At 39.6% G+C, this 13,757-nt stretch carries 15 protein-coding genes; 11 read left to right on the plus strand and 4 right to left on the minus strand.

Annotated features, from left to right (window positions below; all coding sequences use genetic code 11):
* Positions 1-263: 263 nt before the first annotated feature.
* The 4 genes from mqnE to DBR40_RS19090 all read left to right on the plus strand — a co-directional run bounded on the left by mqnE (position 264) and on the right by DBR40_RS19090 (position 3,579).
* Positions 264-1,457, plus strand: a complete 1,194-nt coding sequence (gene mqnE / locus DBR40_RS19075; RefSeq protein WP_124561344.1) for an aminofutalosine synthase MqnE — start codon at positions 264-266, stop codon at positions 1,455-1,457.
* Between the two features lie 107 nt (positions 1,458-1,564).
* The gene (locus DBR40_RS19080; RefSeq protein WP_124561345.1) at positions 1,565-2,188 is read left to right on the plus strand and encodes a histidine phosphatase family protein; all 624 of its coding nucleotides are present in this window, start codon (positions 1,565-1,567) and stop codon (positions 2,186-2,188) included.
* Between the two features lie 45 nt (positions 2,189-2,233).
* A complete protein-coding gene (locus tag DBR40_RS19085) occupies positions 2,234-2,980 on the plus strand; it encodes a menaquinone biosynthetic enzyme MqnA/MqnD family protein (protein ID WP_124561346.1) in 747 nt (248 codons plus the stop codon).
* Positions 2,977-3,579, plus strand: a complete 603-nt coding sequence (locus tag DBR40_RS19090; RefSeq protein ID WP_124561347.1) for a hypothetical protein — start codon at positions 2,977-2,979, stop codon at positions 3,577-3,579. Before DBR40_RS19085 ends, DBR40_RS19090 begins: the two co-directional genes overlap by 4 nt.
* Positions 3,580-3,658: 79 nt before the next feature.
* Here DBR40_RS19090 and DBR40_RS19095 read toward each other — a convergent pair whose 3' ends face one another.
* Both DBR40_RS19095 and DBR40_RS27140 read right to left on the minus strand, forming a co-directional pair.
* The gene (locus tag DBR40_RS19095) at positions 3,659-3,976 is read right to left on the minus strand and encodes an HPF/RaiA family ribosome-associated protein (protein ID WP_233603936.1); all 318 of its coding nucleotides are present in this window, start codon (positions 3,974-3,976) and stop codon (positions 3,659-3,661) included.
* Positions 3,977-4,056: 80 nt separating this feature from the next.
* The gene (locus tag DBR40_RS27140; RefSeq protein ID WP_255420126.1) at positions 4,057-4,185 is read right to left on the minus strand and encodes a hypothetical protein; all 129 of its coding nucleotides are present in this window, start codon (positions 4,183-4,185) and stop codon (positions 4,057-4,059) included.
* A gap of 187 nt (positions 4,186-4,372) precedes the next feature.
* Between DBR40_RS27140 and mutS the strand changes: the two genes are divergently transcribed.
* The 4 genes from mutS to DBR40_RS19115 all read left to right on the plus strand — a co-directional run bounded on the left by mutS (position 4,373) and on the right by DBR40_RS19115 (position 8,777).
* The gene (gene mutS / locus DBR40_RS19100; RefSeq protein WP_124561348.1) at positions 4,373-6,985 is read left to right on the plus strand and encodes a DNA mismatch repair protein MutS; all 2,613 of its coding nucleotides are present in this window, start codon (positions 4,373-4,375) and stop codon (positions 6,983-6,985) included.
* A 63-nt stretch (positions 6,986-7,048) separates the two neighbouring features.
* Positions 7,049-7,549 (plus strand): C40 family peptidase, encoded by a 501-nt coding sequence (locus tag DBR40_RS19105; protein ID WP_124561349.1) that lies wholly within the window; start codon positions 7,049-7,051, stop codon positions 7,547-7,549.
* A 148-nt stretch (positions 7,550-7,697) separates the two neighbouring features.
* Positions 7,698-8,165, plus strand: coding sequence for a TlpA disulfide reductase family protein (locus tag DBR40_RS19110; protein WP_124561350.1), 468 nt, complete (start codon positions 7,698-7,700; stop codon positions 8,163-8,165).
* Positions 8,166-8,171: 6 nt separating this feature from the next.
* Positions 8,172-8,777 (plus strand): thioredoxin family protein, encoded by a 606-nt coding sequence (locus tag DBR40_RS19115; RefSeq protein ID WP_124561351.1) that lies wholly within the window; start codon positions 8,172-8,174, stop codon positions 8,775-8,777.
* On the opposite strand, the gene DBR40_RS19120 is transcribed toward DBR40_RS19115, so the two are convergent.
* Positions 8,774-9,961, minus strand: a complete 1,188-nt coding sequence (locus DBR40_RS19120; protein WP_124561352.1) for a DUF1624 domain-containing protein — start codon at positions 9,959-9,961, stop codon at positions 8,774-8,776. The genes DBR40_RS19115 and DBR40_RS19120 overlap by 4 nt on opposite strands.
* Before the next feature lie 271 nt (positions 9,962-10,232).
* Between DBR40_RS19120 and DBR40_RS19125 the strand changes: the two genes are divergently transcribed.
* The 3 genes from DBR40_RS19125 (at position 10,233) to DBR40_RS19135 (ending at position 13,284) form a co-directional block, all read left to right on the plus strand.
* On the plus strand, positions 10,233-11,657 hold the full coding sequence (locus tag DBR40_RS19125; RefSeq protein ID WP_124561353.1) for a glycoside hydrolase family 125 protein: 1,425 nt from the start codon (positions 10,233-10,235) through the stop codon (positions 11,655-11,657).
* Between the two features lie 249 nt (positions 11,658-11,906).
* Positions 11,907-13,103 (plus strand): GAF domain-containing sensor histidine kinase, encoded by a 1,197-nt coding sequence (locus tag DBR40_RS19130; RefSeq protein ID WP_124561354.1) that lies wholly within the window; start codon positions 11,907-11,909, stop codon positions 13,101-13,103.
* Positions 13,090-13,284 carry a hypothetical protein gene (locus tag DBR40_RS19135; protein ID WP_124561355.1) on the plus strand — a complete coding sequence of 65 codons (195 nt, stop codon included), beginning with the start codon at positions 13,090-13,092 and terminating at the stop codon, positions 13,282-13,284. Before DBR40_RS19130 ends, DBR40_RS19135 begins: the two co-directional genes overlap by 14 nt.
* Here DBR40_RS19135 and DBR40_RS19140 read toward each other — a convergent pair whose 3' ends face one another.
* Positions 13,285-13,638 carry a nuclear transport factor 2 family protein gene (locus DBR40_RS19140; RefSeq protein WP_124561356.1) on the minus strand — a complete coding sequence of 118 codons (354 nt, stop codon included), beginning with the start codon at positions 13,636-13,638 and terminating at the stop codon, positions 13,285-13,287.
* Positions 13,639-13,757 lie beyond the last annotated feature (119 nt).

Here is a 13,757-nt window from a genome sequence, read left to right on the forward strand (position 1 = left end):
ATCTTCCTACTCGATTACAACCTATTTTTATGAGCCACGGAAGCACGGATTAGCACGGAAGCTTCCCTGAAGAATATAGCTTACATAAACAATTAAATTTTGAATGATTGAATGTTTAAGGCAGGATGCATATTTACTCATTCAAAAATCAATCCTTCTAACATTCAAATAATGTATTGAGAAATAATAAAATACCGGTTTGTTACAAGAAAATGATTTTCAAATCGCCTCATTATTGTATTTTTGTTCAAAATATTTCAGGAATGAATACAACTGATCAGGTTGAAAAAATACTAGCTGATACCAACTTATCAACTGAACTACAAAACATTGCACACAAAGTTCTTCAGGGAGAGCGGATTAGTTTTGATGAAGGCGTTTACCTCTATGAGTACGCAGAATTAGGCTATCTGGGCGTTTTGGCCAACTTTGTAAGGGAGCAAAAACACGGCGATAAAACTTATTTTAACCGTAATTTCCATTTAGAACCTACCAATCTTTGTGTTTACGATTGCAAATTCTGTTCGTACTCGCGCCTATTAAAGCAAAAAGAAGAAGGCTGGGCCTTAACCATGGACCAAATGCTCGATATTGTAAAAAAATACGATGATGAGCCGGTAACCGAAGTGCATATTGTTGGCGGTGTTTTACCACAGTATGATGTGGCTTTCTATTCAGCACTGTTTACTGCAATTAAGCAACACCGTCCTGATTTGCATGTTAAAGCTTTAACGCCGGTAGAATACCACTATATTTTTAAGAAAGCTAAAATTGATTACGCAACCGGAATGCGCCTGATGAAAGAGGCCGGTTTAGAATCTATTCCGGGCGGAGGTGCAGAAATTTTCCACCCTGAGGTGCGCGATCAGATTGCCAAAGATAAATGTACAGGCGAACAATGGCTGGCTATACACGAAGAATGGCATAAACTGGGTATGCGTAGCAATGCTACCATGCTTTATGGTCATATCGAACAATTCTGGCACCGGGTTGATCATATGGAGAAACTTCGCGAGCTACAGGACAAAACAGGTGGTTTCCAAACCTTTATTCCGCTAAAATTCCGCAACCAGCACAACCAAATGAGTAATGTGCCCGAAGTTTCGGTAATTGAAGATTTAAGGAATTATGCCATTGCCCGTATTTATATGGATAATTTCGATCACATTAAAGCCTATTGGGCGATGATTAGTCGCGAAACAGCACAATTGTCGTTGAATTATGGCGTAGATGATATTGACGGCACATTGGATGATACCACAAAAATATACTCAATGGCCGGTGCTGAAGAGCAAACTCCTGCAATGAGCACCAAAGAACTGGTAAACCTGATTAAGCAAGTAGGCAGAAAAGCCATAGAGCGCGACACTTTATACAATGTGGTAACCGATTTTGAGCATGTTGTTTTCGAAGAAGAAAAGAAACCTGCTTATTATAAATTACCGGTAGTGAATTAATTTAAATGAATGATTGATTGAAGGGTGAAATTACTGAATAATAGAATGTTACTTTAACGTCCCCTTATTCAATCATTCAAAACCCGCTCATTCAATAAATATAAAATATGAAGCAAATTTATATCATCCGCCACGGCGAAACGGAATTGAACAGACAGGGCATAGTACAAGGCAGGGGTATAAATGCTGATTTAAATGATTTAGGTAGGGCACAGGCCGAGGCTTTTTATCAAACGTATAAAGATGTGGGCTTCGATAAAATCTACACTTCTGATTTAAAACGCACCTGGCAAACCGTACAGAAATTTATTGATTCGGACCTGCCCTGGGAACGTTTATCGGGCTTAGACGAGCTGGCCTGGGGAATTTGGGAAGGAAAACCCAATACAGAGGAGGCACGCGAAGCTTTTCGTTCGATGCTGCAATGCTGGCAGGAGGGTAACTACAGTGCCCATTTTGAAGGTGGCGAAAGCGTTCAGGATGTGTATGAACGTTTAAAACAACCCATGGAAGTTTTAATGACCCGGCCGGAAGAGCAGAAAGTATTACTTTGCATGCACGGAAGGGCCATGAGGGTTTTCTTATGCCTGCTGCTAGGAAAACCTCTAAGCGAAATGACCGAATTTCCGCATCAGAATACTGTTTTATACAAAATGGGCTTCGAGGATGGAAAATTTACCGTTCTTGAATTTAATAGTGCCGTTCATTTAGACGGTTTAGTGATTGGATAATCCGCTTAACGCCAAACGCGTTGCGCAAAACATTAGCATAACACCTTGAATAAGATTAAAATATCGGCTGTTGCCTACACCAATACCAAAGCATTTATATACGGCTTAGCACATTCGCCTATCATCGATAAGATAGATTTAAGTTTAGATATTCCTTCAGATTGCGCCGCTAAAGTAATTAACGGTCAGGCAGATATTGGTTTGATGCCTGTGGCCGCTATTCCATTAGTACCGAATGCTAACATTGTGACCAATTACTGCATAGGAAGCGATGGCGCGGTAAATTCGGTATTTATTTTTAGTAATGTTCCGGTTAATGAAATCAAAACCCTACGATTGGATGCCCATTCCCGGACCTCGAATAACCTGGCTAAAGTTTTGCTAAAATTCCATTGGGAGAAGGAAGTAGAATTTACAACAGATCAAAATGCAGAAACAGATGCCTTTGTTTTAATCGGCGACCGTACTTTCGGTAAAACACAAAATTTTGCCTTTGTTTACGATATGGGCGAAGAATGGAAGAAGTTTACCGGTTTGCCTTTTATGTACGCTGCCTGGGTAGCCAATAAAGAAATTTCGCAGCAATTTAAAGATGAGTTTAATGCCGCTTTAAAGTTTGGCTTAGATCATCGTAAAGAAGTTTTAGCAGAATTACCACCTGTAAGCAATTTTGACCTGGAAGATTACCTTTACCACAAATTACAATTCGAGGTAACTGAGGATAGGATGAAAGCCCTTAATTTGTTTTTAGGCTTTATTGGACAACTAGATGAAAAACTAGCTGTCAGGTGATTAAGCAAATAAAAAGGAAGAAATGCATTAAAGCATATCCAATATTTCCACAAAGAACCTACAATAAGGAAATAGAAGATTATGATTGTTTCTATCCTAATACTTTTGCCAGCCATATTTTAACTTTAAAATCAAAAACATATAGAAAGTATTTAAAGGCTTTAGGCGAAGAACTTTCAAAGCTTTTAGATGCCCTGGAATTAGATGCCCTTATCTTTTTAGGTGATGAAAAATTGGCCTGGCGTTTTCGGGAAGGTAAATATAAAACCTTTAAAAAAGGGATGGATTTCTTTACAAAATCAGGTATAAAAAAGGATTTTAAGGGAGGTCTAATCGTAAACAAAGCATCTTTACCTCAGTTTATTAAACACTTTGTTGATCTTGTTCGCACCAACGGAATAGTACAATACATTTATTTTATCGATAAATGTCAAAGCATATTAGGTTCGTTTTGTAATGTTGGCAATATACATATTGATCTGATGAATAAAAACAGCAATGAATTATTCCAAAGCGCTATATGTAGTACAAAATTTGAGTTTTTAAGTGAAAGATGTGTTTTCCAGTTTGATATGAACGATAGGAAGCCAATAAAATAATAAAGCAACCCAATTCAGATTGCTTTATTCACCGTGCATAGCACTGCAGAACTTATTTCTATCTATTTACACATCAATTTTAATGGCTTTTCAACTTACCGGCCACTTTTTCGAGTGTACTTTTTAATTTTGTTAAAGCACCATTAAGGGCTAAATCGTAAGTGTTCCCCATGTTGGTTACTGCAATAGGATCTTTTCCTGTAATCCGGGCTTCTAATAAACATCTTTTATCGTCTAAACCATCTTTACTGCCATTTTCATCAGATAAATGAACTTCCAAACGCGTAATCAAATCACTGTATCTGCTCAGCCCTTCATTTAGCTGGCCTTTAATTTTTTCTTCGTACTCGTGGTGTATGGTTAAACTCTTGTCGGCATTCAGTTGGATCGTCATCATATTTATATTAAGTTTTATATAGTTTAACGCATAAGTATGGGTATTTGTTTAAATTATAAAATTATGTAAATAAGTTAATTTTATGAGGAAGGCTTAAAACCGGCTATTGTTTTTAAACCTGATAGGAGCGGGCACGATCCCGATTTTTCATCGCGAGAAGTAAAGCGGATAGCAGGACTAAACTTTCCGAAAGGTGAAGAACGCTTCATTTTCAAATAAGGGTTTATTTAAATTGGTTAATTGTTTGAACTGGTTAACTGTTCATGTTCGCTAACTTAAAACTGCCAACTGTGGATTGGAAACTGATTTCACTAACAATCTTTCAACTTTTCAACAAAACAACCGTACAATGCATATTCGTGCTATCTTTATGGCTTTTGCAAATTAATTTCAGTTTTGGCTAAAGACACGAATAAAGAAACCCCGTTAATGCAGCAATACAACGCTATAAAGGCGAAGTATCCGGGCGCATTGTTATTATTTAGGGTAGGCGATTTTTACGAAACCTTTGGCGAAGACGCCGTAAAAACAGCACAAATATTAGGTATTGTATTAACCCGCAGAGGAACGGGGCCAAATGGCGGCGCCCTCGAACTTGCTGGTTTTCCGCACCACTCTCTTGATAACTATTTATCTAAACTGGTACGTGCGGGCCAGCGTGTAGCCATTTGCGATCAGCTGGAAGACCCCAAAACAACCAAAACCATTGTTAAACGTGGTGTAACAGAACTGGTTACTCCTGGCGTGGCTTATGGCGATAATATCGTTAACCAGAAATCAAATAACTTCCTCGCTTGCGTTTTCTTCGATAAAACACAATTGGGCGTTTCATTTTTAGATATATCAACAGGTGAATTTTTAATTGCACAGGGCAACAGCGATTATATCGATAAACTTTTACAAGGTTTTAAACCTACAGAAGTTATTTTCCAGAAATCGAAACGACAGGCCTTTACCGAAAATTTCGGCGATCGCTTTTATATTTTCGGTCTGGATGAATGGCCTTTTACCAGCGATTACGGTAACGAAACGCTGATGAAACATTTCGAGGTAACTTCGTTAAAAGGTTTTGGTATAGACCGTTTACAAAGCGCAATTGTTGCTGCTGGTGTTATTTTACACTATTTAGGCGAAACAGAACACCGTAACCTGCAGCACATTACCTCAATTAGCCGCATTGAAGAAGATCGTTACATGTGGCTTGATCGCTTTACCATCCGTAACCTCGAACTGGTTAACTCTCCAAACGATAATGCAGTAACCTTGTTCGATATTTTGGACCATACCTGCACCCCAATGGGCGCGCGTTTGCTGCAGAAATGGATTATTATGCCTTTGAAGGAGCTGAAACCTATTCAGGAACGCCTGGGCATGGTTGAATATTTTGTGAAGCACGATACTTTACAAGAGGAATTTTTATCGCACATTAAGCAAATCGGCGATTTAGAACGCCTGATTTCTAAAGTTGGTTTACAACGTGTTGGGCCACGCGAACTGGTGGCTTTGAAACGCGCTTTGTACCATATCGAATCCGTTAAAAAACTGGCTGCCGATTCTAAAAATCCGTTTTTAATCAAAATTGCCGATCAGTTAAACCCTTGCCTGGCCATTCGCGACAGGATTGAAAGAGAATTACAGGCCGATCCGCCAGCACTATTGGTAAAAGGAAACGTAATTGCCGACGGCATTGATGAAGACCTGGACCGCCTGCGTAAAATTGCTTTTGGTGGTAAAGATTACCTTGTTCAGATACAGAAACGCGAAGCTGAAGCCACAGGAATTCCTTCCTTAAAAATTGCTTTCAATAACGTATTTGGTTATTATTTAGAAGTAACCCATACCCATAAAGATAAAGTACCAGAAGGTTGGATCCGTAAGCAAACCCTGGTTAATGCCGAAAGGTACATTACACCTGAACTTAAAGAATACGAAGATCAGATTTTAGGAGCCGAGGAGAAAATACAGGCTATCGAAGTGCGTTTGTATAACGAACTGATGTACGAAACGGCAGGTTATATCAAACCTATCCAACTCGATTCGTTCTTAATTGCCCAATTGGACTGTTTGCTGTGTTTTGCCCAGCTTGCGGCCAAAAACCATTACAATAAACCAAAAGTTACACCCGATAAGGTACTTGACATTAAAGGTGGCCGCCACCCGGTAATTGAAAAACAGCTACCGGTAGGGCAGGAATACATTACCAACGATGTGTATCTGGATACCGATAGTCAGCAGATTATTATGATTACTGGTCCCAACATGGCGGGTAAGTCGGCCATTTTACGTCAAACTGCTTTGATTGTATTGATGGCGCAAATGGGTTCGTTTGTCCCGGCAAAAGATGCTGAGGTGGGTATTGTAGATAAGATTTTTACCCGTGTAGGTGCTTCCGATAATATTTCATCAGGCGAAAGTACATTCATGGTCGAAATGAACGAAACGGCCAGTATCCTGAATAACATTTCAGACAACAGCTTAATTTTATTGGATGAAATTGGTCGTGGTACCAGTACTTACGATGGTATTTCGATTGCATGGGCCATTGCTGAGTTTTTACATCAGCACCCAACATCGCGCCCCAAAACCCTTTTTGCTACGCACTACCACGAGCTAAACGAACTGGCCAATACCATGCCGCGCATTAAAAACTTTAATGTTTCGGTTAAAGAAATGACCAATAAAGTAATCTTCTTGCGGAAACTTGTTCCGGGTGGAAGTGAGCATAGTTTTGGTATCCATGTAGCTAAAATGGCGGGTATGCCTCCAAAATTAATCAGCAGGGCAAACGAAATACTTAAAAAATTAGAAATCGACCGTACGGAAGGCCAAAGCATTAAAGACAGTATTAAAAAAGTGCAGAATCAGGCTTACCAGTTACAAATGTTCGCCATTGATGACCCTGTTTTGGTAAAAATAAGAGACACGCTTAATAATTTGGATGTAAATGCTTTAACACCAGTTGAAGCATTACTTAAACTGGATGAAATACAGCGTTTAATTAAGAATTAAGCAGATTAGGGGCTTATGGATAAAAATATTTAACCATAAGCCCTTGTTACTAAATTTATACCTATGCATACTAGCTTTAAACCTTACGCTTTCTATTTGGTTGCTTTAGTACTCTTCCTTTCATCGTGTGGTACGCGTAAATACACCGTTAAAACCGATACGAAAGGAGCAAAGGCGGCCGATGCCATGAGTAATTTAAAAAGCAAGCCGCTTTACCGCTTCATTACCGACTGGACTGGTGTTCGGTACCGTTTTGGCGGTTTGGATAAAGGCGGGATAGATTGCTCGGGATTTGCCTATTTGTTAGAAAAGGAAATTTACGGTGTAACCTTGCCACGTATCTCACGCGATCAGGCCAATGTGGTAAGGAAAAAAGGTATAGATAATTTAAAAGAAGGCGATCTGGTTTTCTTTTCCTTTGGAGGCAACGATGTAGACCATGTTGGTGTGTACCTAAATAATGGTTTTTTTGTGCATGCCAGTACTACCCGGGGCGTAATAGTTGATGATTTGACATTGCCGGCGTATCAGCGCGTATTTGTTAAATCAGGTTCGGTTAATTAGATCTCTCCCGTCATTTCGACTGAAGCTCACCGATTTTCATCGGGAGCGAAACGGAGAAATCTACATTAGATCTCTCCGTTTCGCTGTGCTTTAGTCGAGATGACGACTATCGTTAAAACAAACCCGCTTAAATTTCGTTATTCATCTTATGCGCACATTCCTTTTAATCTGCTTATCTTTAATTAGTTATTCGTTAAGCGCACAGGTAAAACTGTTAACGCTCGATGAACTGGATAAACGCATTGCCGCTGGTAAGGATACCACCTATGTGGTTAATTTTTGGGCAACCTGGTGCGCCCCTTGTGTAGCCGAGCTACCGAACTTTGAAAAACTGCGTGTAGCCAATTTAAAAAAGCCTGTAAAAGTACTCCTGATCAGTGTAGATTTTAAATCGAAACTGCAAAAAGAGGTAATTCCTTTTGTAGTAAAGAACCAGATCAAAGCTGAAGTGTTTCTGTTAAACGAAACCGACCAGCAAAAATATATCGAAAGGGTAGACCCCAAATGGACAGGCGCTATACCTGCAACATTATTTGTGAAACAAAAAACCAGACGCTTTTACGAACAGGATTTTACAGAGAAACAACTCAAAAGTACTTTGTTAAACTTAAAATAAGAGGTTATGAAACAGTTATTTCTAATTGGCTTGATGTTAATTTCGTTAGGTGCCTGTGCACAAGGCGAAGGGTATAAAGTTGGCGATGTGGTTAAAGATTTCGCTTTAAAGAATGTAGACAATAAAATGGTATCGATGGCCGACTACAAGGATGCTAAAGGCTTTATTGTCGTTTTTACCTGCAATACCTGTCCGGTAGCTCAGGCTTACCAGGATCGTGTTGCTGAGCTAAATGCCAGTTATGCCGCCAAAGGATATCCGGTTATTGCCATTAACCCAAATGATGCCGGTGCGGTTCCAGCCGAAAGTTTCGATAAAATGCAGGCCCTGGCCAAAGTAAAGAATTTCACTTACCCTTATTTGCTCGATCCGGACCATGTAGTTACCAAACAATTCGGTGCAAGCAGAACGCCGCATGTTTTCCTGGTAAATAAAAGCGACAAAGGAAATGTAGTTGAATACATTGGTGCAATAGATAATGACCCTGAAGGTGAAAACGCCACAAAAGAAGATTATGTAAAAAATGCGATCAATAATTTAGCCACAGGTAAAAAGCCTGCTGTTACCACAACCAAGGCTGTGGGTTGCAGTATAAAATGGAAAAAAGGCTAAACATACCTTAGCCACCATTGCCGGTGTGTTTCCTTATATTGCTTAAACCATCTACAAGGTAAATAAAGCGAGGCAACCACACTAAGCCATATTACATAAACCAGTGGCAAATTGAAGCCAAAAGCTGCCGGCCTGAACATAAACGGAATCTGAACAATTTCTTTAGTACTATGGCCAGTTGCAAAAAATACGATTACCAGTAACGTGTGCAGCAGGTAAAAGTGCAGCACATAGTAAAAAAATGGAACAGCACCGTACACCGAAGTTATTCTGGTAAACCAATTGCTTAGGTTTTCGGTAACGGCCAAAAAAAGCATTGCCGGGCCTAAGGTCATAGATATATATTGCAACGATGGCGGGTATTTGTTTACATTGAAAAAAGTGAGCAGGTTCTTAAACAGATCATCATATTCTTTACGCGGAACCGGATCGCCATATACATTGATTAATCTCAAGGCTACAAATACAAACACCGCTAAAAAACCTACCATCAATAAATTGCGTTGCCGGCGTTCGGCTTCGTATCCCTTTCTATACCAGGCGCCAACACCATAACCCACAAACATCACACCTGTCCACGGAAGGATGGCGTAAAACACACCTACAAAATGATTAGCAGATAGCGGTACAACCGTACCCGATGCAGTAAAAAATACTTTTAAAATCATTCCGCCTGCGAGGTCTTTTGGTGCCGGGAATAAGTTAAAAAGGTTATGTCCAAAAACCAGCACCAACCCAATAATCAGCACCGTTTTATAAGAAATCCGGCTGAAAATAGCCAAAAAGATCATGCTGGTACCAATAGCCCAAATTACCTGCAGGATAATAAAATTGTAGCCAGGATTAAAGGTTAAGCCAAAGGTGATGATTACGATTTCGACCAATATGAGCCATAAGCCACGCTTAAATAAGAACGCACTGGCCTGTGCAGCTGTTCTGCTTTGGGCGGATAAATAAGCAGATAATCCGGAAAGAAAAACAAAGGTTGGCGCACAGAAATGCGTGATCCAGCGGGTAAAAAACAGCATTCCTGTTGTGGTATCAGGATTTAATGGATCGCCTGTCATGGCACCGATATGAAAAAAATCGCGGGTATGGTCTAAAGCCATAATGATCATCACCAATCCACGCAGTATATCAATCGATAAAATACGTTTTGAAAGTGTGCTTTGTGCTGCATCCATAGCGATAAGTTTGGTTAATAAAGATACAAATTCAATTGGTTTTTATGCCTTTCTAAACTTACCGTTGCCGGTATTGGCCAGGTTATTAAAGCTCAATAGGAAAATCGATTTAGGAGTAGCTGAATTGGCAATTTCAATTTTGATCTTCAAAAAATTATAATAATATTTGTTAAACGCTAACCGAATAATCCCTATCAATAAAACAGATCATGCATCAACGATAGCTGAACCTCGTTTAGACAAAATTAAAAAAAGACCATAACACATCATAATGAAAAGAAGAACATTTATACAAAACACAGGTTTGTTAGGCGCAGGCGTAGTGGCTTCCAAATTCTCTTTTGCAGCTAATTTAGCCCCCGAATTTCCGGTTGTACGTGTAGCTGCGGCAAAAAGACATTTTCAAAGTAAGGCGGTAGATAATGCCATAAAAACCTTCCAGGCCAATGTTAAAAACCCTGAATTAACCTGGTTGTTCGAAAATTGTTTTCCAAACACTTTAGATACTACGGTTTATCACAGCGAAAATGGTGGCAGACCCGATACTTACGTTATAACCGGCGATATTGATGCGATGTGGTTACGAGACAGTTCGGCGCAGGTGTGGCCTTACCTGCAATTTGTAAATGAGGATGAACCCCTTAAAAAACTGATTGCCGGTGTAATTATCCACCAAACCAAATGTATTTTGAAAGACCCTTATGCCAACGCCTTTTATGGCGATGCTACCAAAGTAGGGGAATGGAAAACAGATAAAACCGCTATGCAACCGGGAGTGCACGAGCGTAAATGGGAAATAGATTCGTTATGTTACCCGATTCGTTTAGCTTACCACTACTGGAAAAAAACAGGTGATAAAACACCATTCGATGCCGATTGGAAAAAAGGAATTGAAGCAACTTTAAAAACCTTTAAAGAGCAACAACGTAAAGCAGGAAAAGGCCCTTATCATTTCCAAAGGGAAACTACACAACCAACTGATTCGTTGCCAATGGCAGGTTATGGTTTTCCGGTTAACCCGGTGGGTTTAATTTGTTCGGCTTTCCGTCCGAGCGATGATGCGACTATTTTTCCTTTCCTCGTACCTTCAAACTTCTTTGCAGTATCGAGTTTAAGGCATGCGGCCGAAATGATTAAAGTCTTAAACAGTGATAAAATATTAGAAAGCAGCTTATTAAACCTGGCCGATGAGGTGAGTGCTGCGCTTCAAAAACACGCCATTGTAAACCACCCGAAATATGGTAAAATTTATGCTTTTGAGGTAGATGGTTTTGGTAGTTCGTATTTGATGGACGATTCGAATGTACCTAGTTTATTAGCCTTGCCTTACCTGGGCGCGATGAAAATCGAAGATCCGATTTATCAGAATACACGAAAATTTGCCTTGTCAAAAGATAATCCTTACTTCTTTAAAGGCACAGCAGCCGAAGGTATTGGCGGACCGCACGCTGGTCAGGATATGATTTGGCCAATGAGTATCACCATGCGCGCCTTAACATCTAAAGATGATGCCGAAATTAAAGCGTGTATCGAAAGTTTACGTAAAACGCATGCAGGCAAAGGATTTATGCACGAGTCGTTTCATAAAGATAATCCTGCCAACTTTACTAGAGCCTGGTTTGCATGGTCGAACACTTTGTTTGGCGAGTTGCTTTGGAAAACATACCACGAAAAACCAGCTTTATTAAAAGCTTAATATCACTTCACCGCATTTATGTGTTTTTGATGCTTATTTAAAAATGGCTCAACATATAAATGCGGTTTTTGCTTTTGCCCAAAACAACATTCACATCAAACTTCACAATTAGCAATAATCTACACCGTATTTATACGCTTTTTAGTTTTTTACAGCATAATCTGTGTAAAATAAAAGCTAAGTTGTACAGATCCTGTTTTTTGAGAAAAGAAATATAGTTAAATTGCTGGAAAATTATTCATTCCGGCCTTGCAAAACCCCGTAACAAACATTCAAGCTGATATTGAAGCAGTAAATAATATCCCCACTGTAGCCAATATTTTAGAAATCGTATGCCGCACTACCGGGATGGGTTTTGCAGCTGTTGCCCGCGTAACTACCGATAAATGGATTGCTTGTGCTGTGCACGACGAAATAAACTTTGGCTTAAAGGTTGGCGGCGAACTTAAACTGGAAACCACAATTTGCAACGAAATCCGACAGCACAAAAGTGCAGTTGTTATTGATCATGTTGCCGAAGACCCTGAATATGCAGGGCACCACACACCTTTAATGTATGGTTTTCAAAGTTATATCTCTGTTCCAATCACCTTAAAAAACGGTGTTTTTTTCGGAACCCTTTGCGCCATCGATCCGAAGCCTGCAAAGCTTAAAAACCCGGCCATTATTGGCATGTTTACCATATTTGGTGAGTTAATTGCTTCTCATTTAGATGCGCTTGAACAGGTAGCTGAAGCAGAAAAGGAACTTAAAAAGGAGCAAGAAATTGCCATTGTACGCGATCAGTTTATTGCAATTCTCGGTCACGATTTAAAAAATCCTTTGAATGCGATATCCAGCAGTACTCAACTTTTATCCCGCTTAAATTTAGATGAAAAAGGTAGCCGCTTAACTAAAATTATCGCCGATGCTTCTTTCAGAATGAATGGCTTGATTGATAATATCCTTGATTTTGCAAGCGGCCATTTAGGTGCAGGTATTTCAGTAAACCGTACTAAAGACGAAGACCATGAGCGTTTATTAAAAGAGGTAGTAGAAGAGTTGCAAGCCATTTGGCCGGAACGACGAATAAATATGGTTTTCGACTTAACACACCCAATTAATGCAGATGGGAAACGGTTGGCGCAGCTTTTTTCTAATTTACTGGCTAATGCAATTAATTACTCGCCTATTGATTCGGTTGTAGAAGTAACGGCCAGCAGTACCAGCAATCAATTTAATTTGTGCGTAACCAATGCCGGAAAGCAGATACCTGCAGCCGCGATGGAACGCTTATTTCAACCTTTCTCACGCGGTGAGGTAGAACCGAACCAAAAAGGACTTGGACTAGGCTTGTATATTGCTTCAGAAATTGCCCATGCACACAATGGTACCCTTAAAGTATCGTCAAATGCAGATAAAACTTGTTTTACCTTAAACTTTGCCAACAATAATGATAACAGTTAATAATCAGCTGCCCACTTCAACACTTCTGGAGTTAAAAACTGGTGACGCAATTAAAAACGAAAACAATCAATCCGGCGTGATTGAGCTGATAGAAATCACAGAAACAGATGAGTTTTTGATGTTTCGCTTTGTGCTTACTGAAGGCGAAATTAGTGTAAGAAAGCTCAAGCAGGTTTGTTAATTATAAAATGGGTCGCGGGTCGAATATGACCTGAATCGATTTAATTTTTTCGTCCTCAAGCTGGTACCAGCCGGCACAGAAGATGGTTTTACTGCCCATATTAATATCATACCACAGGCAAACCTCTTCGCCATCTGTAAATACTTTTTTAATATCGTATTTAAACTTCATCTTCTCCATATCAGCAATGTAAATATCAGCTCCATTTCTTTCGCCCATTACACCTTTAAAATACACCTCGTTATGCAATTGCTGCCTTGCCAGATTAAAATCTTCAGTGTTTAACGCATTTAAAAAATCCTGTACAACAACTTTTGCATTGTGCTCGGTTAGTAACTTATTGGGCGTACTCATATTGTAATTGCTTTAAAGGTAAAACGTGGGGAAGAAATAAATGTTTGAATTTCTGTGAAATATCAAATGAGCGGTGGAGACACCGCCCAATAGCAATGTTTGAGGTGGGTTGTCTCCAC

The sequence above is a fragment of the Pedobacter sp. KBW01 genome (assembly GCF_003852395.1).
In the GTDB taxonomy this organism is placed as follows: Bacteria; Bacteroidota; Bacteroidia; order Sphingobacteriales; family Sphingobacteriaceae; genus Pedobacter.

What these genes read in the sequence shown, in the direction of transcription:
- DBR40_RS19140 (WP_124561356.1), bottom strand. Translation starts at nt 13,638, where the DNA reads ATGAGTACGCCCAATAAGTTACTAACCGAGCACAATGCAAAAGTTGTT.
- DBR40_RS19110 (WP_124561350.1), top strand. Translation starts at nt 7,698, where the DNA reads ATGCGCACATTCCTTTTAATCTGCTTATCTTTAATTAGTTATTCGTTA.
- DBR40_RS19080 (WP_124561345.1), top strand. Translation starts at nt 1,565, where the DNA reads ATGAAGCAAATTTATATCATCCGCCACGGCGAAACGGAATTGAACAGA.
- DBR40_RS19095 (WP_233603936.1), bottom strand. Translation starts at nt 3,976, where the DNA reads ATGATGACGATCCAACTGAATGCCGACAAGAGTTTAACCATACACCAC.
- DBR40_RS19125 (WP_124561353.1), top strand. Translation starts at nt 10,233, where the DNA reads ATGAAAAGAAGAACATTTATACAAAACACAGGTTTGTTAGGCGCAGGC.
- DBR40_RS19120 (WP_124561352.1), bottom strand. Translation starts at nt 9,961, where the DNA reads ATGGATGCAGCACAAAGCACACTTTCAAAACGTATTTTATCGATTGAT.
- mqnE (WP_124561344.1), top strand. Translation starts at nt 264, where the DNA reads ATGAATACAACTGATCAGGTTGAAAAAATACTAGCTGATACCAACTTA.
- DBR40_RS19135 (WP_124561355.1), top strand. Translation starts at nt 13,090, where the DNA reads ATGATAACAGTTAATAATCAGCTGCCCACTTCAACACTTCTGGAGTTA.
- DBR40_RS19105 (WP_124561349.1), top strand. Translation starts at nt 7,049, where the DNA reads ATGCATACTAGCTTTAAACCTTACGCTTTCTATTTGGTTGCTTTAGTA.
- DBR40_RS19115 (WP_124561351.1), top strand. Translation starts at nt 8,172, where the DNA reads ATGAAACAGTTATTTCTAATTGGCTTGATGTTAATTTCGTTAGGTGCC.
- DBR40_RS27140 (WP_255420126.1), bottom strand. Translation starts at nt 4,185, where the DNA reads ATGAAGCGTTCTTCACCTTTCGGAAAGTTTAGTCCTGCTATCCGCTTT.